The 23657-nt window shown below is 32.0% G+C and carries 30 protein-coding genes; 26 read left to right on the top strand and 4 right to left on the bottom strand.

Going from position 1 to position 23657, the window contains the following annotated elements; genetic code table 11:
- A partial coding sequence (locus Q0F04_RS02650) for a hypothetical protein (RefSeq protein WP_295749852.1) occupies window positions 1-239 on the bottom strand: 239 nt, incomplete at its 3' end.
- 366 nt (window positions 240-605) lie between these two features.
- Between Q0F04_RS02650 and Q0F04_RS02645 the strand changes: the two genes are divergently transcribed.
- From Q0F04_RS02645 to Q0F04_RS02525, 25 genes are all read left to right on the top strand, one after another.
- Window positions 606-980 carry a PBECR4 domain-containing protein gene (locus tag Q0F04_RS02645; protein ID WP_295749849.1) on the top strand — a complete coding sequence of 125 codons (375 nt, stop codon included), beginning with the start codon at window positions 606-608 and terminating at the stop codon, window positions 978-980.
- Between the two features lie 385 nt (window positions 981-1365).
- Window positions 1366-4314: a SpaA isopeptide-forming pilin-related protein gene (locus Q0F04_RS02640; protein ID WP_295749846.1), complete on the top strand. Its 2949-nt coding sequence runs from the start codon at window positions 1366-1368 to the stop codon at window positions 4312-4314.
- 5 nt (window positions 4315-4319) lie between these two features.
- Window positions 4320-5087, top strand: a complete 768-nt coding sequence (locus tag Q0F04_RS02635) for a class B sortase (protein WP_288522957.1) — start codon at window positions 4320-4322, stop codon at window positions 5085-5087.
- 61 nt (window positions 5088-5148) lie between these two features.
- Entirely contained in the window at window positions 5149-5580 is a 432-nt protein-coding gene (locus Q0F04_RS02630; protein ID WP_295749841.1) for a selenium binding protein, read from the top strand.
- Window positions 5581-5667: 87 nt separating this feature from the next.
- Complete coding sequence (locus Q0F04_RS02625) at window positions 5668-7347, top strand: ArdC-like ssDNA-binding domain-containing protein (RefSeq protein ID WP_295749839.1); 1680 nt, start codon at window positions 5668-5670, stop codon at window positions 7345-7347.
- A complete protein-coding gene (locus Q0F04_RS02620) occupies window positions 7344-8267 on the top strand; it encodes a DUF3991 and TOPRIM domain-containing protein (RefSeq protein ID WP_295749836.1) in 924 nt (307 codons plus the stop codon). The genes Q0F04_RS02625 and Q0F04_RS02620 overlap by 4 nt, the downstream gene beginning before the upstream one ends.
- A 273-nt stretch (window positions 8268-8540) precedes the next feature.
- The gene (locus tag Q0F04_RS02615) at window positions 8541-9011 is read left to right on the top strand and encodes a hypothetical protein (protein ID WP_118325432.1); all 471 of its coding nucleotides are present in this window, start codon (window positions 8541-8543) and stop codon (window positions 9009-9011) included.
- Window positions 9012-9116: 105 nt separating this feature from the next.
- The gene (locus tag Q0F04_RS02610) at window positions 9117-9665 is read left to right on the top strand and encodes a hypothetical protein (protein WP_295749833.1); all 549 of its coding nucleotides are present in this window, start codon (window positions 9117-9119) and stop codon (window positions 9663-9665) included.
- On the top strand, window positions 9649-9978 hold the full coding sequence (locus Q0F04_RS02605) for a hypothetical protein (protein ID WP_295749831.1): 330 nt from the start codon (window positions 9649-9651) through the stop codon (window positions 9976-9978). The genes Q0F04_RS02610 and Q0F04_RS02605 overlap by 17 nt, the downstream gene beginning before the upstream one ends.
- A gap of 84 nt (window positions 9979-10062) precedes the next feature.
- On the top strand, window positions 10063-10761 hold the full coding sequence (locus Q0F04_RS02600; RefSeq protein ID WP_295749828.1) for a DUF5688 family protein: 699 nt from the start codon (window positions 10063-10065) through the stop codon (window positions 10759-10761).
- A 17-nt stretch (window positions 10762-10778) separates the two neighbouring features.
- Entirely contained in the window at window positions 10779-10988 is a 210-nt protein-coding gene (locus tag Q0F04_RS02595) for a hypothetical protein (RefSeq protein ID WP_295749825.1), read from the top strand.
- Window positions 10989-11110: 122 nt separating this feature from the next.
- On the top strand, window positions 11111-11254 hold the full coding sequence (locus Q0F04_RS02590; RefSeq protein WP_003864659.1) for a hypothetical protein: 144 nt from the start codon (window positions 11111-11113) through the stop codon (window positions 11252-11254).
- Window positions 11205-11570: a hypothetical protein gene (locus Q0F04_RS02585; protein WP_003864660.1), complete on the top strand. Its 366-nt coding sequence runs from the start codon at window positions 11205-11207 to the stop codon at window positions 11568-11570. Before Q0F04_RS02590 ends, Q0F04_RS02585 begins: the two co-directional genes overlap by 50 nt.
- Entirely contained in the window at window positions 11543-12883 is a 1341-nt protein-coding gene (locus Q0F04_RS02580) for a relaxase/mobilization nuclease domain-containing protein (protein ID WP_295749822.1), read from the top strand. Before Q0F04_RS02585 ends, Q0F04_RS02580 begins: the two co-directional genes overlap by 28 nt.
- Window positions 12880-13590 carry a PcfB family protein gene (locus tag Q0F04_RS02575; RefSeq protein ID WP_295749820.1) on the top strand — a complete coding sequence of 237 codons (711 nt, stop codon included), beginning with the start codon at window positions 12880-12882 and terminating at the stop codon, window positions 13588-13590. Before Q0F04_RS02580 ends, Q0F04_RS02575 begins: the two co-directional genes overlap by 4 nt.
- A gap of 5 nt (window positions 13591-13595) precedes the next feature.
- A complete protein-coding gene (locus Q0F04_RS02570; RefSeq protein WP_295749816.1) occupies window positions 13596-13802 on the top strand; it encodes a hypothetical protein in 207 nt (68 codons plus the stop codon).
- Complete coding sequence (locus Q0F04_RS02565; RefSeq protein WP_295749814.1) at window positions 13789-15576, top strand: VirD4-like conjugal transfer protein, CD1115 family; 1788 nt, start codon at window positions 13789-13791, stop codon at window positions 15574-15576. Before Q0F04_RS02570 ends, Q0F04_RS02565 begins: the two co-directional genes overlap by 14 nt.
- A gap of 22 nt (window positions 15577-15598) precedes the next feature.
- Window positions 15599-15859 carry a glutamyl-tRNA amidotransferase gene (locus tag Q0F04_RS02560; protein ID WP_295749853.1) on the top strand — a complete coding sequence of 87 codons (261 nt, stop codon included), beginning with the start codon at window positions 15599-15601 and terminating at the stop codon, window positions 15857-15859.
- 3 nt (window positions 15860-15862) lie between these two features.
- Window positions 15863-16693: a hypothetical protein gene (locus tag Q0F04_RS02555; RefSeq protein WP_295749812.1), complete on the top strand. Its 831-nt coding sequence runs from the start codon at window positions 15863-15865 to the stop codon at window positions 16691-16693.
- Between the two features lie 79 nt (window positions 16694-16772).
- Window positions 16773-17069 (top strand): type II toxin-antitoxin system RelB/DinJ family antitoxin, encoded by a 297-nt coding sequence (locus Q0F04_RS02550; protein ID WP_295749809.1) that lies wholly within the window; start codon window positions 16773-16775, stop codon window positions 17067-17069.
- Between the two features lies 1 nt (window position 17070).
- A complete protein-coding gene (locus Q0F04_RS02545) occupies window positions 17071-17373 on the top strand; it encodes a type II toxin-antitoxin system RelE/ParE family toxin (RefSeq protein ID WP_295749806.1) in 303 nt (100 codons plus the stop codon).
- A gap of 65 nt (window positions 17374-17438) precedes the next feature.
- Window positions 17439-17672 carry a hypothetical protein gene (locus Q0F04_RS02540; RefSeq protein ID WP_003864669.1) on the top strand — a complete coding sequence of 78 codons (234 nt, stop codon included), beginning with the start codon at window positions 17439-17441 and terminating at the stop codon, window positions 17670-17672.
- Window positions 17659-18087, top strand: coding sequence for a PrgI family protein (locus tag Q0F04_RS02535; RefSeq protein WP_295749803.1), 429 nt, complete (start codon window positions 17659-17661; stop codon window positions 18085-18087). Before Q0F04_RS02540 ends, Q0F04_RS02535 begins: the two co-directional genes overlap by 14 nt.
- A complete protein-coding gene (locus Q0F04_RS02530) occupies window positions 18029-20359 on the top strand; it encodes a VirB4-like conjugal transfer ATPase, CD1110 family (protein WP_295749800.1) in 2331 nt (776 codons plus the stop codon). Before Q0F04_RS02535 ends, Q0F04_RS02530 begins: the two co-directional genes overlap by 59 nt.
- Window positions 20360-20464: 105 nt before the next feature.
- The gene (locus Q0F04_RS02525) at window positions 20465-21040 is read left to right on the top strand and encodes a hypothetical protein (protein ID WP_118324690.1); all 576 of its coding nucleotides are present in this window, start codon (window positions 20465-20467) and stop codon (window positions 21038-21040) included.
- A 32-nt stretch (window positions 21041-21072) separates the two neighbouring features.
- Here Q0F04_RS02525 and Q0F04_RS02520 read toward each other — a convergent pair whose 3' ends face one another.
- Together Q0F04_RS02520 and Q0F04_RS02515 are read right to left on the bottom strand one after the other, a co-directional pair.
- The gene (locus tag Q0F04_RS02520) at window positions 21073-21444 is read right to left on the bottom strand and encodes a hypothetical protein (RefSeq protein ID WP_118324691.1); all 372 of its coding nucleotides are present in this window, start codon (window positions 21442-21444) and stop codon (window positions 21073-21075) included.
- Window positions 21445-21530: 86 nt separating this feature from the next.
- Window positions 21531-21776 (bottom strand): CPCC family cysteine-rich protein, encoded by a 246-nt coding sequence (locus tag Q0F04_RS02515; RefSeq protein WP_295749794.1) that lies wholly within the window; start codon window positions 21774-21776, stop codon window positions 21531-21533.
- Window positions 21777-21917: 141 nt separating this feature from the next.
- On the opposite strand from Q0F04_RS02515, the gene Q0F04_RS02510 reads away from it, so the two are divergent.
- Window positions 21918-23390, top strand: a complete 1473-nt coding sequence (locus tag Q0F04_RS02510; protein ID WP_295749791.1) for a lysozyme family protein — start codon at window positions 21918-21920, stop codon at window positions 23388-23390.
- 13 nt (window positions 23391-23403) lie between these two features.
- Here the strand turns inward: Q0F04_RS02510 and Q0F04_RS02505 are convergent, their stop codons facing one another.
- Window positions 23404-23631, bottom strand: a complete 228-nt coding sequence (locus Q0F04_RS02505; RefSeq protein WP_295749788.1) for a hypothetical protein — start codon at window positions 23629-23631, stop codon at window positions 23404-23406.
- Window positions 23632-23657: the final 26 nt, after the last annotated feature.

Raw genomic sequence — 23657 nt, 5'->3', positions numbered from 1 at the left:
ATCTTTTCATTCATATTTACAGATATGGTAGCAGAAGAAACGTTTTTCTTTTCAGAAGTTCTATCTTTAGCTACCTGTTTGAAATGTGCAATAGGATCTTCATAAAGCCTGGCAAGATCTTCAAGATAGCCGATAGGTTCAACACATCTGTTTTTAGGCTTTTTAGTGACCTTGTCACGATAACTTTCATAGAAGGCAAGATAAGTTCCGTTTTTTGTATTAGAAATATGAAGATACATGTGCAATTCCTCCTGATATACGAATATATTATACCATAACGTTACATTACGGTACACAGAAAATATAAAGAATTGACATAAAAAAATCAGCATTTAAGCTGAAAATGAAAGTATTTCATTATGTCTGACTGTAAAACTCAGGAGCAATGGAAGTTTGATTCAATAAAAAAGGTTTATAAGAAAAACTCATTTAAATTGTATCTTATTAGTAAAAATGATATATTATAAATGAAGAGTCGGTATGGAGACTATAAACCCATACCATTGGTCGGAACAAAGACCTAAAACTTGTTCCAGTGCAGAGAAAACTGCTAAACTTCTTAAAAGGCGAGCAATCGCCTTTTAATTTTAGAAAGAGAGAATTGTATGAATAATATTTCATTTAAACAAAGGGTATGTCAATCAATAATTGATCAATCAAAAATATATAAAAAAATCTTTATTGATCGGCAATACCTAATTTGTTCGAAATGTTTTACGAATCGCAAATACTATATTTTAGTTGCAAACAAGGATAACTACTTGCATTTAGTAGGCGTTCATACAACTCTAACTCCTTCTGAATTTTTTGAAAAATGTTTTAATGATACTCTTACTGAAAATGATTTTGATTTTTCAAAAAAGAATCAAAGTGAAAAAAGTGTAAAAGGTTCGGTTAGAAGAAAAATATCAGCTTTAGAAAACATAAATAATTTTTTTTGCACAAGAGCTATATATCGAAGAAGGGTTTCGCAAAAATAAAGTCAGTTGTGTAATTGCTACATCGGACAATAAAATAACAATTGGTTTTTCTGAAGGAATTTATTCAAGACCCAAAACACTTCTTAAAGGTAATATGCTTAATATGAGTACCAATCAAATTGACTTAATACTATCTAAAGAAAAAAAGGATAAAACATTTAATAAAATAGAATATGGAAATGAGCAAATATTATCTTATTATCATAAAGATATTTATCACTTGATATCAAAAAACTTAATCTAAATGAAATACATTATTTTAGCGAGGAAAAATTCTCGCTTTTTTTGTTGCAACAACCTAAATGAAAGGAAAAAGAAGATGATAAATATATTAAAGAAAGGCAGCAAGTTCTTTCTTTCTGCACTAGTGATATTGAATTCATTTATGAATATAATCACAGTACATGCAGAAGAAACTACTACAGAAAATGATTTAGATACAATTACAGAATTAGGCTATTTGGAAAATGTATTTCCGGATCAAATCATAAATGAAAATGATACGATGATGACCGATACAACTTCCTGTGGGACACGATATGCCATGATTTATATCGAAAACCAGTACGGATTTGATTATATCTCACATTTATATGTTGGTGATAAAACCGTATTTTGTATTGAGCCGATGCAATTGTTTATAGCTGGTAATGATTATGTTCCAGATAGTGCCAAATGGGATGAATTAAGTGAAAGCCAAAGACAAGCTATTTGGGAAATCAATTATTATGGTTATTCTTATCCAGGACATGAAAGTGAAAACTATTATGTAGCTACTCAAATCATGATCTGGCAAGTTGTTACTGGCAATTGGTATCAACCGTACTATATGGATGGAACGACAACATATGATATTTCAAATGAAATGAATGAAATTAACAACTTAAGAAGTACACCTCAAGGAAGACCTTCATTCAATAACCAAACAATCAAAATGGGACTAAATACTCCAGTTACTTTAACAGATTCAAAAGGAACATTAAGCAATTATTCTATTACAAGTGGAAATGGTGTTAATGCTTCTGTAAATGGAAATGATTTAACGGTATCCATCACTTCAGAAAACTATGATAAAACACTTACCTTCTCAAGAAACTTTGGAGCAAGAGACGTCAATATTATTTATGGAAGTGGAGGTTATCAGCGTGTTATTTATCTGGCAAGCAGAAGAGATCCTTCTCCTAATTTCAAATTAAATTTTGAATTGCTATATGCTGATATCGAAGTTGAAAAGCAAGATGCAGAAACTGGAACATTTACGCAAGGTGATGCAACTTTCAATGGAGCAACATTTGCCATCAAAGATTCAAGTGGAAATACTTTAGAAACAATTACGACAAATGGTTCAAAAGCTAAATCTAAAAAATATCCAGTGGGAACAACTTTGAATGTATGTGAGGTCACTTCTCCAGAAGGATATTTAACAAACAGTTCTTGTAATAGTGTTGAACTCAAATATTCAGGTAATAATACTCCTTCAACTTTTTCTACAACAATCAAAGATCAGGTTATTAAAGGTCGTATTGAAATTGCCAAGACAATCGATAAAGAGAAATATGGATTATTCCAGTCGAATGTTCAAAAGCCTGGTAAAGGATTTAAGTTTGATATTATCCTAAAATCAAGTGGCAAAGTTGTATCTACACTAACAACGGATGAAGATGGTCGAGCAATCAGTGATTATCTTCCTTATGGAACATATATCGTCAAAGAACATGAAACAACTGGCTATGATATTTTAAAACCATTTGAAGTAAAGATTGATAAAGATCAAAAGACCTATTTTTACAATATCTATAACGATACAATCAAAGCCGAATTAACCATCTATAAAACGGACAGTGAAACAGGTAAACGTATTCCTGCTTCTGGTGTTGAATTCAAAATCAAAGATGCAGATGGAAACTATGTAACTCAGACTGTGACATATCCTAAAAAATATACAACAGATGTATTTAAAACCGATGAGGATGGTTCTGTTCACTTACCTGCTCCTTTAAAATATGGAGAATATAAATTGGTTGAAATCAAAGCACCACATGGTTACGTATTAAAAGATACGGAAATTCCAATCAATGTAGATGGATCAAGTACAGAAATTTTTATGAGCTTTGACAACAAAACACAAAAAGGACAGGTCTATGTTGAAAAGAGTGGTGAAATGTTATCTGGCGTCAAAGAATCCGAAACAGATTATGGAACACTTTATACACCAGTCTATAAAGAAAAATATTTATCTGGTGTTACGTATGAAATTACGGCACGTGAAGATATTGTTACTCCAGAAGGAACTGTATGGTTTCATAAAGGGGATGTTGTAGATACATTTACGACAGGTAATGGAATTACAACTTCTTCTTTACTTCAGTTAGGTAAATATTCTATTAAAGAAACAGCAACACAAACAGGTTTTGTATTAGATGAAAACAGCTATAACTTTGATATTGAATATGCGGGTCAGATGATCGATGTAGTCGAAATCAAACAGTCTTATGTCAACGAAAGACAAAAGTTGGATTTACAGATCACTAAGACATTTGAAGATGAAGATAAAGAAGCCTACAAAGATGTTGTCTTTGGTGTTTATTCTAAAAAGGATATTACTGTAGATGATAAAGTCATCATTCCTGCTGATGGACTAGTTGGCACATTAACGATTGATAAAGATGGTAAAAATGTTGAACATTTAGATCTTCCTACAGGTGATTACTACGTTAAAGAGCTTGAAACAAATGTCGGATTCAAATTAGATGAAGAAGAACATGATTTTACATTCAACTATGATAAAGACACGACAAAATCAACAGTCATTGTTCCTATGGAATTACACAATGAAAAACGTCGTATTGAATTAGATGTCAACAAAGTAGATAAAGACCATCATGATCATTTCTTAAATGGAGCTATCTTTGAAGTATACGATAAAACAACTAAATCTCATGTCACAACACTTGCATCTGGTCAGTTAATGATTGTTGGTAATGATGTTAATGAAGAATATGAAATCTCTAAAGATGAAGATTTTACAAAGATCATTAAAACCGCTAAAACAGATGAAAATAAACAAATCATCTTAGATATGGATGATGGAACTTATTATTCTCGTAAAGTTGGTGATGAAACAGTTAGTAAACATGTCATTAAAGATGGTAAAGCAGTATTATCCGATGCCATCTATGGTCACGAATATGAATTCAAGGAAATAAAAGCGCCTACTTCTTATCAGTTGGCTGATAAATCCAAAGCTTACAAAGTAGAAGCAGATAAAGATACGGATACAATTATTTACTATTTTGAAAATGCACGTATCGTTGTTCCAAATACAGGGGTATAAATAGTATGAAACATAAGAAAATAAAATTAGCAGCACTTGCGATTGTAACGGCAGGCCTTCTAGGTGGAATTCTATATAGTGAGTTTGGAGCAAAGAAATCTTATGATTATACAGAATACTATGTGGAATCTAAACCTAGTAAAACAACAAAAGAAAACAAAGATGATAAGGAAGCTTCTGAAAAGGAGCTTTCTTTATCTTTACTTCAAAAAACAAATAAAGATATTGTGGGGATTTTAGAGTTTGATGATCGAGTTATTTATGAACCAGTTGTACAGGCTCCAGACAATGATTACTATGTTCGAAAAAATATTAAGAAAGAATATGCCAATGCAGGTATTCCCTTTGTATCGGCAGATGGAAATATTGATTCCAAAAATGTTGTAATCTATGGGCATTCCAGTAAATGGAATAACATCATTTTCACACCATTAATGAGCTATATTAATCAAAGCTATTATAAAGAACATCCAACATTTCATTTCATTACAGAAAATGAAACAAGAACCTATCAGATATTTGAAGTGATGAATATTGATCTAAATAATTTGAATGATTCCTTAGAATTCACGCAATCCAATTGGGATTCAGATACTGCATTCAATGCCTTTATATCTGATTCCATCAATAGAGAATTATATAAAACTGGTGTTTCAATAAACACAGATGATAAGTTAATGACTTTAGTGACTTGTGATACAAGAAATGATAACAAGAGAATTGTCATATTAGCAAAAAGAACAGACAAATTCAAAAAATCCATAAATTCATGAAATGTTAATGGTTCTATGCTATTGTTGGATTAGATAGATTACAAAACGAGGAGGCATAAAAATGTACGAACCTTACACAAGACAATCATTACCCTCAAAAGAATATCGTGAATTGTTGGGTAGTGCTCTGTGTGTCTTTAGTTCAAATAATGGATTTATTATAGAAAATATTATTCATACAAGCAATGCATATGATTGGTACAATCTTATTGATTTGGAATCTGGAAAACTTAAAAAATCTGTAGCAGATACAATTTCTAGAAATACAGGAAATAAGGATATTGAAATATTATTTTCTGAAATAGTTGAGATGAGAAATAGAATAATTCATGGATTTAGAATTACATCAAAACAAGGAGAGCAAATACTTGCGACAAAAACTCGGAAAAAAGATGGAAATATTCAATTTGAAATAACCAAAGAATATTTGTTGGATTTTATAAAGAAAAATGAAGAGCTCAGTGATATGCTTTATAAATATCGTGGATATTAATGAATAAATTCATGTTGAGATACCATATGAAAGCATTACTTCGGTAGTGCTTTTCTTTTACCCTATTTTAGAAAGGACGGTGAAAAGATGGCTAATTATAAATCTTCGGATGAGAAAACCAAACAAGCCTTTGAAATGATTGAACAAGGTGTAAAAGATGTTTATTCTTCTGATTCTTTTAAACAATATTTATCTTGTTGCAGCAAATTCCACAATTATTCATTGAATAACACTTTATTGATACTGGCACAAAAACCGGATGCAAGTTTAGTTGCTGGATATCGAGCCTGGCAAACAAACTTTAATCGCCATGTGGATAAAGGCGAAAAAGGATTAATAATTCTTGCTCCTGTTACGTACAAAGAAGATCGATTGATGAATAAAGTGGATGAAAATGGAAATGTTGAATTAGATGAAACTGGTTTACCAGTACAAGAACAACGACAAGTCAATGTTACTCGATTTAAAACAACAACTGTATTTGATATATCGCAAACTTCAGGTGATCCTCTTCCCTCTTTGATTCATGATTTAACCGGATCTAATAATGAAGCTAAGGCAATTATTCAATCAGTACAATCCATCTGTAAAAATCCCATTGAATTTAAAACAGAAACCGAAGATCTGAATCTTATGACAGGAGCTAAGGGATACTATTCTCCTAAAGAAGATAAGATTGTAATCAACAAAGATTTAGAAGACTTACAAATCGCAAAAACATTAATTCATGAATATGCTCATAGCATACTCCATAAACAAACCAATAAAGATCAAAGCCAACGAGAAATTGAAGCCGAATCGTTGGCTTTTGTATTATGTGATCATTTTGGACTAGATACTTCTGAATATTCATTTGGTTATATTGCTAGCTATGCTGATAAAGATTTTGATGAATTGAAATCTATCTTAGTTAATATTCAAAGTACAGCTCATGAAATGATTGAACAACTAGAACCTGTATTTAAGGAGAAACTGCATATGATAGAAATCAAAAATAAGTATATAACGCCATTAGAAATGGAACATATGAATCATGATATTGTGATTCAGGTTTCTTCTTTGATGGAACAATATAAAGAAGCACTAGATGATCCAAATGTATCCACTTCGGATATTCATGAAATGGTGGATCAACAAATCTATGACGTGATTAACAGTAAGCCTGCATATTCTGATCAGGCTTTTTTGTTTGGAAACAATCACGACTATTATCAAACCCTTCGGACAGTATGCTTTGAAGCATTCACAAATCCCAATTTTGATTTAAGTAAGAACTGGTTTATTGAAAATTCCATTGAACATAGAAACTATGAGTTATTTGAACAGATTGCGCAACCACTACTTACTAGTGATGCTTACTATATCAAATATACAACACCTGGATTTATGGATCTGAATGTTGAAATCATTGAAGATAATCGTTTAGTCATGGCTCATAACTATGAATTGAATGGTGATCTAATGGCTGATCCAGATATTGAATTTACAGTGGATAAAGATAACAGACTGCTCTATCCACAGTCTTATCAGCAGGATAATCTTCAATTTTATGAACGAGTGGATGGTGATCCATTTCGTGCTAATGAACTCAATCGATTTATAAATCAGTGGATTCACAATATCCAGGAACAAAAATACAAAGTCGAAACTGTTTATACAGATGAATTCGAATTATCCACAAAAGAAAATCCAAGTGGTGTACGTAAGTTTTGTAAAGAACATGGAATTGCAAAAATGGCACCAAAAAGCAAGGAGTTGGAAAGATGAGTCAACGATTTATACGAAAAGACGTTTTAGAAAAAGTAAGAACCTTATCTGCTTTTGATTATTTAAGAAACTATGCTCCAGACCTGTTAGTAAAAAATGGGAGAACAGATTATTATCATCGAGATCATGATTCCTTGCATTTTTCAAATGGAAAATGGTATTGGTGGTCACAAGGCAAAGGTGGAACATCTGCACTTGATTATTTGATTATTGTGGAAGGTTATGAATTTAAAGATGCGTGTAACTATCTATCCGAATTAATGAATGTTAGTGCACCAGTTACTACTTATTATCATCCAAAACCTATAAAATCATTTGAATTACCTATTAAAGATAAAAACAATGATTTAGTCATTAGTTATTTATGTGAAGTACGAAAAATCGATAAAGGAATTGTGGATGATTTCATATCCAAAGGAATGATTTATCAATCTGCTAACTTCAAGAATGCAGTGTTTGTTGGATATGATAAAGATAAACCAGCGTATGCGTTTAAGCGAAGCATCTTTAAGAATTTTAAATTAGATCATGCCGGAAGCAATAAAGCGTTTAGTTTCAATTACACAAATACAAATAGTAATGAACTGCATGTATTTGAAGCAGCTATTGATTTATTGTCCTACATGACACTTTTAAAAATGGATGAAATAGATTATACCGAATTTAATTATCTGTCTCTTGCCGGAGCCAGTGATAAGATAGCAGCAAAAAATGAAGCTGATATGCCGATTGCATTAAATGCCTTTTTAGAAAGAAATCCCAATATTCAAATTATTGTTTTCCATTTGGATAATGATGAAGTAGGTAGAGGTGCAACACAAAAAATCATGATGATTGCGAGATGTAACTATCAATGTTTTGATAATCATCCTGTGAACTTTAAAGATGTAAATGAGGAATTAGTAAGCATAAAAATATGAATAAACATTCAAATTGACAATCACTTGTACGCTTGCTAAAATAGAGTTGTAAAAAGAAGTACATTACTAGCTAATTAGTTAGTTAGTATGAAAGTTTGCCGCTGACCAATATGCGGGGTATAAATGGTTGGGTTGAAAGTTTACCGCTGACCAATATGCGGAATATAAATGGTTGGGTTGAAAGTAAAATCCTTCGCCATTAGGTGAAGGATTTTTCGTTACAGAATATCTTCAAAACATTTATTACTTTTTGAAGATAATGAGGATACAAAGATGAAAAAAACAGGTTTTTATATTATCAAAGATCAATTTTTTGAAGATATGAACGATCCGTATCTCAAAGGAAATAAATCAGGAAATAGACCACATTATTATTGTTTTGAAGATTCAACAACTGGAATATATTGGATGATTCCTTTATCTAGCCGTATTGAAAAATACAGGCGTATCATGCAAAAAAAAGAACAAGCAGGAAAGCCATGTGATATCATCCATATTGTTAAACTAGATGATAGTCGTGAAAGTGCATTTCTCATACAAGATATGTTTCCAATAACAGATGAATATATTGAGCGAGAATACACAATCTCCGGAAATCAATTACTATTAACAAGTAATCATGTTGCCAAAGAAATTGAGCAAAAAGCAAAAAAGGTAATGAGTATGCTGAAAAGAGGAATTAAATTCACTCCTACGCAGCCAGATGTGATAACAATATTAGAAAAACTAAAACAGAGTAAATAAAAAAACTATAAATTTTTGATAATTATCAAATATCTATTTTAGAGAAAGTAACAAATACTTTCTCTTTTTTGTTGTTCAAATTTAAGAAAGTAGAGGTGACGTATTTTGAATAAACAATTTGATTTATTTCAAAAAATGAAAATCAAAGAAGTCTGTGAAAATATTAGTCGTATGACTTATGCATATATCAATCCAGACACAAAACAACCAACCATAGTACCGTCAAAGCATTATAAAGATATTCTAGATCAGCCTGTAGAAGTATTGGTTAATGATCAGGTAAAGAAGCAGTTCTTAAATATCATGTTTAAACAAATGAAAGCTTTAAAGGATGAAGAACCAATTCTGTTCAATGAAACATTGTTGCTGATGGATTTGAATAAAACACCGGATAGCTTGGAACTTAATGAAGAAGCTGCATTAAAGATTACAGCTACAGAACTTGTAGAAAATGAAAAAACGCAAAAGAAGAAATTTCATCTTGTGGATAATGAATATTTGAATGCCTATGAATCCACAAAGAACGATTCAGAATTGATGGCTCAACTTTTTGGTGAACAACAAAATGAACGAGTTTATTCTATTGAATTAGATGAAATGGATATGGAAAAACCAAAGGCAAAAGGAGGAAAAAGCAATGACTTACAACACTAGAATTTACAATTATGCCAATCTTCACTTGGAAGATAAACAAATCGTACAGGCACAATTACTCATGTTGGAATCTGTAGAAGATACCATTACAAATTACACATACGCAAAGGAAACTTCTACAAATACTTTAGAAACAATTTCCTTTGAAGAAGGAATCCATGCATTAGAAGAAGCAAAACAAAATATGTATAACGATATTGTTGAATATATGATTTTTGCGATTGATAGCTATGAAAATGAAGTATATGAATTAGATACAGATGATCCATTCTATGGATTGTATGTAGAAATGGAGGACTTAGAAAATGAATAATGTAGAAACAATTGAATTCAGTACGGCTAATCTTGAAAGATTGGCTTTTTATTTTAAGAATTTGAAGATGGAGGTTAGTGGAAAATGGTACACAACGACAAAGTTTTAGAGGATGTAAATGCTCTGCTTGATTATAATGCCGTTAAAGATTATTTATTTATGACAGTCATTAATGCAGAAGAACATAAAAATGATTTAGCCACTATGCCTCATACTATTATTGGAGATCTTGCGATTGTTTATAAGATTATGATACAAACAACAAATGACCGTTTTTGTTCGGCTAGAGTTACAAATCAACTCATGGATCAGTACGGAATTGATGTAAACAAACTTCATAACGATGCATTGATTTCATCGCCAAATATGATGAAACCAGAAATACTTCCATTAGAAACCATGTTGATAGGAATTCCAAAAGACATAGCCTTGGAAGAAAAAGAACATCAACTTGTTGTTCTGACAAATGAACATAAAACAGATGGTGCAGCCACAATGTTCTATGCTGGAATTTTAAATGATTTGGCTGAAAAATTAGAACATGACTTATATATCATTCCATCATCAACAGATGAGTGTATTGCATTATGTGATTCCCCTTCTTTGAATATTGAACATGTTAAAGAAATGCTTCTTTCTGTTAATAAATCAACATTGGTAGATCCTGATAAAAAGCTATCTGATCATTTGTATCATTATGATAAAGATGAACACATTTTAGAAAAAGCAGATGATTATGAAAAGCGAATCAACAAACATAAATATTCGCAATTACTACATTAGAAATTGGAGATTTCAAAATGATAAAGTATGAAGATATCGTTAAAAGAATTGCCACAATTGAAAAGAAGAAAATCAAAAATGAAGAACGCATCAAAACACTTTCGGATGAAAATAATGTTCTAAATGCAAATTTGAAATTGTTGAATCAGAAAAAGGAAATGCTAGAAAAAATGGATCAAGATCTTGCAGATTTGATTTCGGACAAGAAAAAGACTGTAGCCAATTAATGTCTACAGTTGTAACAAGCAACGTCTTTTGGGGACAAAAGACAAGTATTTAGGGAATATCCCTAAGACCCTGAGCTATCACAATTTGTTGATAGCTCTTTTAAAATTGGAGGTACATGAAAATGTTTAATAGTATAACACTATGTTTTATCAGTTTCCTTGGTGGTGGAATGATTGGAATGGGTACAGTTTTATTTGTTCAGGGTGCTTTCTACAATGAAAACAAAATCGAAGAAAAAAGAAATCAAAGTCAGATTAACGAATAATGACTTGGATCATCTTAACAATCTGGTTAAAGAATCAAATCTATCACGAGAATCTTACCTTCGAATGTGTATAAACGGTTTGTTACCTAGACCTGCGCCTACTAAAGAATTCATCGAAGTAATCGAAATTTTAAGAGAGATTGCTGAAAACATGAATCAAATCGCGATATCTGTTTATACACAAAATGCAATGGATAAATCCTTTTACATGGAAAACTATGAAAAGCTGCAAGATCAAATCAATGAGATTATGATTTTGATTCGACAACCAATCAATATGGAGGAAGTATGGCAATTACCAAAATATGGGCAGTAAAAGATGATTTAAATCGTGTCCTAAACTATATTAAAAATCCAGATAAAACAAAAGAAGATATGAGTGATGGTTTAAAAGAAGTTTTAACTTACACTACCCAAGGCTATAAAACAAACGAAAAAGAGTTTATTACCGGAATCAATTGTGAACCTCGTACGGCCTTAAAACAGATGATGAATACAAAGCTTTCTTACAACAAGATGGATGGTCGCCTTGCCTTTCATGCGGTGCAATCTTTTAAGCCAGGTGAAGTGACACCAGAACAATGCCATGCATTAGGTGTTCAGCTTGCTAAACAAATGTGGGGCAATCGATTTGAAGTGGTTGTTTCTACTCATTTGGATAAAGACCATCTACACAATCATTTCGTGGTAAACTCCGTTTCCTGGGTAGATGGTAAAAAGTATGACAATAAGAAAGCTGATATCGATCACTTCCGTGAATTAAATGATGCGATCTGTAAAGAGCATGGTTTAACTGTCATCACAAAACCGGAAGGCAAAGCGATGAATTATGGAGAATGGAAAGCAGAAAAGAATGATTCTATCTATTTACGGAAATTGATTCGCTATGACGTGGATTCTGTTTTATTGTATGCAAGAACACCTGAACAGTTTCAATCTAGTCTTGAAGAAATTGGATATGTTGTAAATTTGAATGGTAAACATTGGGCTTTAAAACATCCACAATCTAAAAGAACATTTCGCTTTTATAAACTGACTCGTGATAATCGCTATGATGAAGAACATTTGATGGAACGGATTAACAGTAACTTCTTGTTTCCCATGCAGTCATCTGTTAAAGATGTTATACCTTGTAAAGAATATCAAGGCAATCATAGAAAATTAAAAGGAATCAAAGCGATGTATATTCGATATTGTTTTGAATTGGGTATTTTACGACCTAAAGGAATACCTCAAAAATATCCAAGTCCAGCACTTAGAAAGGATTTAATTTATATGGAGAAAATCACAGATGAAAATACATTTGTTGGCAAGCATAATCTTGAATCGATTGAAGATGTGCTTGCTTTTAAATTGAATTTAAACAACCAAATAGAAAACTGGATGAATCAAAGAAGATCCATCTACAACAAAATCAAACGAACTCGTGATTCAGAATTAAAAAAACAATTAGAACAGGATCGAGATACGCTCACTTCCAAAATTGCACATGGGAAAAAGGAAATCCGCATATGCGAAGATATAGAAAAGAGAGTACCTGATATTGAAGAAAAACTAAAAATGGTAAATACATTAGAAACAGAGCGTATGCAAACACAAAAAGAATATGAAAGGAGCTTGAATTTATGAACAGTGCCGATACTGCAGATCAAATGATGAAGATGACATTAGAAGGTATTCAAGTGGCTGCTGAAATTGGATTAAAAGCTGGTGGTACAGCTGCCAAATCTTTAGCTGTCACTTTGTATGCCATTATTACCGATAATAAGAGAATCAAAGGTAAAACCAACTTAGATAACCTTTTAAAATCCAATAAGGAATTAAAGGTATTTGCGATTCATCATTCAGATTTAAAAAAGTTTTGTGAAGAAGCAAAGCATTATGGTGTTCTCTACTCTGTATTAAAAGAAAAGAACAATACAGATGGAATTGTAGATATTATGGTCAAAGCAGAAGATGCATCGAAGATTTCTAGAATGGTGGATAAATTTGACTTGGCTACTATTGATACAAAAGCCATTCGTGAATCTGTCTTATCACAAAAGGATATAAAGCCAATGAGTGATGAAGAGCATGACGCATTGTTATCGAAATTGATGGATGAAAAAACAAACCCCAACAAGGCTCGGACAAGCAAGGACGGTACTCCGTTCGAGCCATCTTCAAAAACATTGAAGAAAGAAAACAAGAAGAAAACCGTCGAAAGAAAAAAATCAACAGCTATTACGGATAGACCTTCTGTACGTCAGGAGCTAAAAGATATTAAGCAACAGCAATTAAAATCTTCTGCGCCTAAATATCCGGTAAGAAAGAAATCAAAAAAGAAAGTGAGATAACAAGTATGCGTAACTGGTTTAAAAAACAAAATGAAGAAATGATTGAAATTCAGGTTGATGATACAGAAAGAAGAATTATTGTTCGTGCTCTTGCCGATTTAAGAGATAAACAACGTATGGCACATAAAAACTATGACTTTCTAGATTCATTGATTGTCAAAGTTTGTGATGCAAATCCACCTTCTATAAAAGATCATTATGAGAGATGCTAAAAAAGATGAATATGTGTTTCTAGGCTTATTACTAATACCAACAATTTGGTTTGCATTGCTTATTGCACCCTACATGGATAAAGGATTAATCAATGCAATTCCATATCTTAATGAAGCTTTAAATCATCCATTTCAAATTCAATGGACGAATTCAACATTAAAAACGATTGGTATCTTTCTGATAATCTATGTATTAGGTGTTGGGATGTATTTATCTTCATCTAAAAACTATAGAAGAACTGAAGAATACGGATCAGCTAAATGGGCAAATCCCAATACTGTTTGTAAGAAATACGCGAATAAAGATTACTTTGCTAACAAAGTCTTTTCACAAAATGTACGAATGGGGTTAGATGGTAAAAAACATCGTCGAAACTTAAATACAGTTGTGATTGGTGGCTCTGGTGCTGGAAAGACAAGATTTTATGCAAAACCAAACATCATGCAGTGTAATACAAGTTTTGTTGTATTGGATCCCAAAGGTGAAATCATTCGAAGTGTTGGTCATCTATTAGAAGAGAATTGTTATGTCATTAAAGTCATTGACTTGATTGATATGTCTAAATCTCTTGGATATAATCCATTCCATTATATTCAAAGTGATAAGGATGTACTTAAATTAATTACCAACTTGATCCGTAATACAACACCTAAAGGTTCTTCTACCAATGATCCATTCTGGGAAAAGAGTGAAACAGCACTATTGGAAGCGCTGATGTTATATCTGTACCATTATGCACCAGAAGATGAACAGAATTTTACAATGGTCATGGAAATGCTCAATTATGCAGAAGTCAAAGAAGATGAAGAAGACTACGAAAGTCCATTGGATGAGTTATTTAAAAGACTAGAAATGATAGATTCTAATTCATTAGCTTTAAAACAATACAAAATATATAAACAGGCAGCAGGTAAAACCGCCAAATCGATTCTGATTTCGGTTGGTGTAAGACTTGCTGCTTTTAATTTGGAAGAACTTGCATCATTAACCAAATATGACGAGATGGAATTAGAACAGATTGGAGAAAGAAAAACGGCTTTATTTGCGATTATTCCAGACAACGATTCCACATTCAATTTTGTAGTTGGAATGTTGTACACCCAGTTGTTTCAAATGCTTTATTACCAGGCGGATTATGTGCATGGTGGAGAACTACCAATACCCGTACATTTCTTAATGGATGAATTTGCCAATGTTGCCCTACCAGATGAATTTGATAAACTTCTTTCAACGATGCGTTCAAGACAGATCTTTGTATCCATTATTTTACAGAACCTAGCTCAGATCAAAGCTTTATACAAGGATAGCTGGGAATCCATTTTAGGTAACTGTGATGAAACGTATTACCTAGGTGGTAATGAACAAAGCACACATAAGTATATCAGTGAATTACTTGGAAAAGAAACTTTAGATACCAATACCTTTGGTAAATCTTCAGGAAGAAGTGGTAATTATTCAACCAACTATCAACAGACAGGAAGAGAATTATTAACAGCGGATGAAGTTCGATTGTTGGATAACAATTACGGGCTTCTTTTTATTAAGGGTGAAAGGCCAATCAAAGATAAAAAATATGATTTGTTGAAACATCCAAATATCAAACAAACATTAGATGGAGGACGAGAACCTTATATTCATGGTCAAGTACATCATTTCATTGATGATTGGCAAAATATTCTTTTGACTGATAATGAATATGAATTGTTAGATCAAGAAGAAGTAGAAAACTATTTAAAGGAGATTGAGAAAAATGAAGAAAGTAAAAACAATTAGAAAAGCTTTACTCTTTGCCTATATGGCATTAATACTGATTACTAACTTTACCACACCTATTTATGCAGCTAATGATCCAGTCACTGTAGTGAATAACTTCAGTGATTTTATGTTCGGACTTATTCGAGCTATTGGAATGATTCTATTGGGCTTTGGAATCGTACAGGTTGGTTTATCTTTAAAAAGCCATGATCCAAGCCAGAGAGCCAATGGATTTATGACAGTAGCTGGTGGTATTGTAATTACCTTTGCTAAAGAGATTTTGAATATTATTGTAGGTTAATATATGGATGGAATCATCGATAACCTAACAAGTGCAATCAATACCTGGAATTCTAAGCTTGCTGAAATATGGTTGTTGCTAACTGAATCACCAGAGTCATTTAAAGGTGGAGATATATGGAAAATCATTGTGAAAGTACATGAAGGCCTACAAGCAATTGGACTTGCCCTTCTTGTACTTTTCTTTGTATGGGGATTAATACGAACCTGCACAAGCTGGCAGGATGTTAAACGACCAGAACAAGCCTTCAAACTATTTCTTAGATTTATCATCGCAAGAACCTTAGTACTTTATGGAATGGAACTAATGGCAAAAATATTTGAAATCGTACAAGGAATTATCCAATCGATTACAGAAACTGTTGGACTTGGAGTATCTAACGAAACAGTGATTCCACAAGAAATTGTAGATGCAGTTAGTAATACAGGATTTTTAGAATCTATTCCACTTTGGGCAGTTACATTATTAGGATCTATATTTATCACAATACTATCTTTTGTGATGATATTAACTGTTTATGGAAGATTCTTTAAGCTTTACATGTATACAGCTATATCACCCATTCCACTTGCAGCTGCTGCAGGAGAAAGCACACAAAATACAGCTTTTACATTTATTAAAAGCTATGCAGGAGTATGTTTAGAAGGAGCCATCATAGTCCTTGCCTGTATAATCTTCTCTGCCTTTGCATCAAGTCCACCAGTAGTGGATTCAACAGCATCTAGTGTATCTATGGTATGGAGTTATATTGGTGAATTAATATTCAATATGTTAGTTCTTGTAGGAACAATCAAGATGTCAGATCGAATCGTTAAAGAAATGATGGGGCTATAATATGTAGCTACTCAGTTACCACATTTGTTGATATTTTGTAAAAAGCTGATTATAATATATACGAAAGGAAGTGTTAATTATGCGTAACGTAATCAATGCTCAAAAAGATGATGTATTTAGAATTCGCATGAACTCAGAAATCAAGAATGAATTAGAAGAAGTTTTTGCGAAAAACGGTTTAACTCTAACGGATGCCGTAAATGTATTTTTTCAGCAAGTATTAAATACAGGTGGTTTCCCATTTCCTGTGACCGAAGATAATGCTGAAAAGATGAAAGCAAAAGCTTTATCTAAATTAATGAAAGAATTGGAAATTGGTATGAATTGTACTGAATCTTATTCAGAAGAAGAAGCCAAAAAAATGTTGGGTTTGTAAAATGAAGATTATTTATAAAAAATCAGCAATTGATGATCTTCTTAATACCGAAAATTATATTATTAATCAGTTTCATAACGATCAAGCCGCAAAAAAACTTAAAAACAATATTGTAGATACAATTTCATTATTAAAAGATAATCCTTATCTAGGTCCTAAAATGTCAGATCGTTTCGACATAGATACACCATTTCGCTATTTAATCGTATCTAAGCAACTTGTATTCTATAATGTCAATGAAGAGAATATTGAAATTATTAGAATACTTGACTCAAGGCAGGATTACTTATCATTACTATTTTAATTACTACTGCAGGAGCATATTGTTCCTGCTTTTATTATGCCTTTTTGGCAAGAAAGGAACACAAAATGAAAGATTATATATTAAATAAAGTTGTATTAAAAACAGGAGATTCATTAGATATTGTTGAATCTTCAACTTTACCATTAACAGAAAAATTGATGTACAAAGTGGAACATGAAAAGGATAAAATCATTGTTCGTCGTGATGGTGGAAAGATGGTTATTCCGGTCGATAATATCTTATTTGCATCTTCTATTCCACTAGATGTCATTCATGAGGATTTAGATGATGAAATCTAATTTTGAAATCAAGATTAACAAGGAAATACGTGATTATACGGAAAGTATCTTCTTTGGATTGTCACTTCGACAAAGTATCTTTTCTATCATTGCCTGCGCTATTGCGTGTGGTTTGTATTTTTTATTCAAAGAAAGATTTGGTACAGAAGTGACTAGTTGGCTATGTATGCTTGGAGCTGCACCATTTGCAGCATTTGGATTTATCAAATTTCAAGGGATGTATACAGAAGATATTGTGAAGATGGCAATATCTTCTTTTGCTTTGTCTACAAGAAATTTGATTAATGCCCCTTTTAATCTTTATTACGAAATATTGGAGCCAGTTATTAAACAATCTAGAAAGGAGTCGATTGTACATGATAAAAAGCTACGAAAGATTGAAAAAGCTCAACAAAGAAAAAACAAGAGTGCCTAGAACTGTTCAGGATACCATCCCCGTAGATATAATCTATAAGGATGGTATTTTTCGTTCTGGTAATAAATATACAAAGAGTTATAGATTCTTGGATATCAATTATAAGATTGCGTCTGGTGAAGATAAAAACAATTTGTTTTTAAGTTATAGTGATTTGCTAAATTCATTTGATTCTTCTGTCATGACAAAGATAACTATCAACAATCGAAAAGTGGACATCAAGAAGTTTAAAGAAGATATATTAATTCCATTAAAACAAGATAGCTTAGATCCATATCGTGAAGAATACAATAATATGCTTTTAGCTAAATTGTCCGAAAGTGATGATATTGTTCAAGAAAAATATATTACGGTAACAATTTTTAAAAACAGTATAGAAGAAGCAAGATTTACCTTTTCTAGAATCACCACTGAATTCTCTACCCTGTTTGCACGTCTTGGCTCTTCTTGTATCGAATTAAATGCAGAAGAACGATTAAAAATGCTTCATGATTTTTATCGTAGTGAAACGGAAGAGTTTTCTCTAGATATGAATGATTTGGCTAAGAAAGGTCATTCTTTTAAAGATTTGATTACACCCAGAATGAGTAAATACCATAACAAATATTTTGAATTTGATGGTAAATATGGAAGAGTCCTTTATCTAAGTAATTATCCAGGCTTTTTAAAAGACGAGTTTGTATCCGAACTTTGCGATTTAAATAAGAACTTGATGTATTCCATGGACATTATTACGATTCCTACAGATGAAGCTGTTCGTGAAGTAGAAAATAAATTCTTGGGTGTTGAAAAGAACATAACGGATTGGCAAATGAAACAAAATCGAAATAATAACTTTTCAGCCATTATCCCTTATGATATGGAACTTCAACGTAAGGAATGTAAAGAATTCTTGGATGATTTAATTATACGAGATCAAAGAATGATGCTTTGTAATATTACAGTTGTACACCTTGCTGATTCTTTAGAAGAACTCGATAAAGATACGGAAACATTAAAAGCTGTTGCTCGTAAATATGTTTGTGAACTTGAAACATTATACTTTTCGAAAAGACAACTGGATGGTCTACAAACAGCTCTTCCTATTGGAGTCAACAAACTCAATATCACTCGTACCCTGCTTACAGAAAGTGCTGCTGTATTTATTCCCTTTAGAGCCCATGAAATCATGCAGAAAGGTGGTATTTGGTATGGACAGAATGCCATTACCAACAATCCGATTCTTTGTAACAAAGCTTTATTACAAAATCCAAATTCTTTTGTGTTGGGTATTCCTGGATCAGGTAAATCTTTTCTTACAAAAGAAGAAATTGAATTCTTAATTCTATCTACGAATGACGATATTATTATTGCAGACCCAGAAGGTGAATATGATCCAATCATTAAAGCGATGAAAGGACAGATCATTCGCATTGGAACGAACAGTAAAGATTATATTAATGCCATGGATATGTCAGAAGGATATGGAGATAGTGGTAATGCGATTGCGGATAAATCTCAATTTATCATGTCTTTATTTGAACAGTTAGATACAAATCATGGTGGTATATCCCCTATTGATCGTTCTATTATCGATCGTTGTGTATCTTTGGTTTATCAAGACGCCATAAAAAATAACTATATTCCAACATTAAAGCATTTATATAACAAACTATTAGAACAAAGTGAACCAGAAGCCAAATCACTAGCCATTAAACTTGAATTATTTACAAATGGATCCTTAAACATTTTTGCCCATGAAACCAATGTAGATATCAAATCTAGAATCCTATCTTTCAACATCTTTAATTTAGGTAAACAATTAAAGACGATGGGATTACTTGTCATCACTGATGCGATTATTAATAGAGTTAATGAAAACTGGCGTAAAGGCAAGCGTACCCATGTCTTTATTGATGAGATTCACGTTATCTTTGAAAATGAAGAAAGTGCAACCTTCTTTGCCTCTGCATGGAGACAATTTCGTAAAAGAGATGCCTATCCAACGGGTATTACACAAAATGTTAAATATCTTCTTTCTTCTCAACAAGGAACAAGTATGTTATCCAATTCTGAATTCATTGTCATGTTGAATCAATCTGCCAATGACAGAGAAGATTTAGCCAAACTACTAAACATTTCAGATGAACAAATGAGCTATATTACTAATGCACCAACAGGGTGTGGATTAATCAAATATGGTGGTTCAATAGTTCCATTTGTAAATAAAATGCCTAAAGGATTACTATATGATTTGAACACAACAAAGCCTGGTGATAAAAAGATGGCATAGTTCAAGCAATTTCTAAATTCAGTGCTTTTAAAATACTGCTATGCTACAATCTGCTTAGGTATAATCGTTTTAAATGATAATATTAGAAATGGAGCTGATTCAAAGATGATAAGAGATTTACGCTTAGATGAAGAGATCTTCAAAAAAATGATTGGTAAACAATTCAATAAATATAAATGTGATCCATTTGTATTCACAAATACTGTTACTGGTATTGTTGGATTATACATTGGTAAAAAAGTATTTGAATTAAAGAATGAACAGACTGCATTTCAATATTTTGATTCAATAGATGATGTTGCATTATGGAATATTAAAGAAGTAAACGATTCAGAAATTCATTCAGTTTTTGAAAATACAGAACAAATTGATACCTCAATCAATCAAAACATAAATAGCATTACTTTAGTAAATGAGCATCAAACGGTAAATATCAATGATCAAGAATGTGATTTATGGCTAACAAGAGCTATTGTATTTCATTTAGAAAATTGTGATATATACTTTGAGAAAGATAATACTGCGTTTTCGGAAGAAATTGAAATCAAACGTGGCCATGATTTATTATCTGAATTTCCAAAAAGAAATGATTATTTCTTAGACCAATGGATAAAGGGTATAGAAGTAAGTGTGGAAACTGAATTTATTAAAATTCAACATGATAAACAAAAGACTCATTGAGCTATTTTCTCAGTGAGTCTTTGACTTTATAATTAATCTTTTCCTTCAATTTTAGTAGAATCATCCATGATTACATCTTTGAATTTTCTACCATCTATAATACAGTTTTCTAAGACATCATTTAAATCTGAATACCAGCCTATAAGAATGAAATCGTCATCTTTAAATTCAGGCATAGCCCAATGGCAAATCATCACATCATAGCGGCCAATTCTTCCATCTGGTAATTTAGGCATTTCATCATCTTCACCAGGCTCTCTACACATTCGGTAGTAAACACCTTTATAAGAAAATTCAATTCCCATATATCTTCTTTTCCCATCAGAACTTTGCCAAGGCATTTCTACACCTTTGTAGTATTCATCAATAAATTCATCTAAACTGTTGTATTCGTTAATTCTCATTTTACGTTAAATTTCCTTTTCTTATAGGGATCTGATGATTTCAAGTAGGTGAAAATCCTACATTTTCATATATCAGAAAATAAAAGTCACTTCCTTTTTTTATCCACTTCAATTATCCATTTGTAATTTGGGTTTTCTTGAATCTTTTTTTGATATTCTTTTCGAAAATCATTTAGGCTTAAATCATTAGCACCTCCTGAATAATCTGGATTATCTTCCATTAGATCATCATCTTCCCAACCACAAAATTTACAAATGTCAAAAGATCCATAACCAGTAAACCTATATTTTCCACATACTGGACACATATGAACAGGAATCTTATTTCTCATTAGTTTCCTTCTTTCTAAACAAATATTACTAAAAGGATTATCTCACGTTACCAATTTAATATAAAGCCAAATCATAGAAACACTATTTGATTATAACGATAAAACGAATTTTTTCTTTTACATACAAAGGAGTTGATTGATTTGAAAGATATTAAGACAAAACAGAAAGTGCAGATGATTAAAACAAAAGATTCTAAGGCAAATATAAAACACTTTATTAAGCAGCAAACACTTCACACACGCAATATGGATAATGATACTCGCCAGGAGAGTATTTCATCCAATGCAAATGTACAGGCTACAAATTCAGTAAAAAGAACTGCAAAACAAACATTTATTGAATCGAGTTATCGTACAACGAAGTTCATTAAAGAAAAAAGAAATGAACATAAAATCAAGAAACAAAATCCATTACCAAATCGTAATGAGATTCATCCTCAAAAAGTATCATATATTTCCAAAGCAAAACAGACTGTAGTAAATAAAGTGAATGCTTCTAAAGTCAAACAAACAAGTGAAAAGATTGTTTCTACACCAGTTGTTCAAAATACAACAAAAGTTATTAAAACAACATACAAGGTAATCAAGGAGAGTGTATCCAGTATTGGTGCACTCTTCTCATTTGGTACAGGTATGATCTTATTACTCGTACTTGTTTTATTTATCGGTACTTTTGGAGTACTAGCACAAGATGGTGGATCCAATAGTGAAATTGTTTCTTTGAGTGAAGAAGTCATTGCATATGAAAATACCATTCGTAAATATGCTAAAGAAAATGATATTGAAGATTATGTTTCTTTAATCCAAGCTATTATGATGCAAGAATCAGGTGGCAAAGGAAATGATCCAATGCAAGCTAGTGAATCTGGATATAATACCAAATATCCAAGAGTTCCTAATGGTATTGCAGAAGCTGAATATTCAATAGAAGTAGGAGTTAAGACTATTTCGGACTGTATTAAAAAAGCCAATGTCAAAGATCCATCGGATACAGAACATATCTATTTAGCTTTACAAGGATATAACTATGGAAATGGCTATATTGAGTGGGCACTTACTAATTTTGGTGGTTATTCTAAATACAATGCACAACTCTTTTCAGACAATAAGAAACAAGAACTCCATGTAAGTGGATATGGTGATCCACTCTATGTTGATCATGTTATGCGGTATGTAGGAATCACATTTCGTGGTGGAACAAATCCAAACTTCAATAACCTGGAAGCATGGGTAACAAAAAATCCATATGCAAGAATTGGCTTATATGGCCAATGCACATGGTTTGCGTGGGGTAGATTCTATGAACTCTATGGCTATGATCCAGGCTTTACTGGTAATGGATGGGATTGTGTCGATGAATTGCTTGCTGCACATCGTGATAAATTTGAAAGAGCTGATACACCAAAAGCAGGAGCCGTCTTTTCAGGTATTGGAAAAAATCATGTTGGTATTGTATTAAAAGTTGATGAAGAAAACATTACAATCCAAGATGGTAACTACGATGGTAAAACCAATACGTTTGAAGAAGCAAAAACAGACTGGCGAACTAACACCTATACCTTATCAGAACTTAGAAGAAGGCATGGAGGTATTGTATTTGCCAATCCAAAGTAAAAGCGAAGACTCATCATCTTCGCTTGTTTGCTTCCTTATGCAGTTTAACAACTTCATTAGCTTCCTCTTCTGTACGATACAACTTAGATTCACGAACACGAGTACCAGAAGTACCACAATTGCCATTACCGTCAAAGATAATAGTACAAAATCCACCAGCATTTCGAACAACCTTAGCTTTTCTTACAAAGACAGAAGAAGCAATAAAGTAAACAGTATCTCCTTCATTGAATCGTTTCAAATTATCATCTCACAATAACTAATCTA

Origin of the sequence: uncultured Holdemanella sp. (assembly GCF_934772795.1) — a bacterium.
Taxonomy (GTDB): domain Bacteria; phylum Bacillota_I; class Bacilli_A; order Erysipelotrichales; family Erysipelotrichaceae; genus Holdemanella.
The sequence above is the reverse complement of the archived record's forward strand: the minus strand, read 5'-3'. Positions and strand labels throughout refer to the sequence as shown.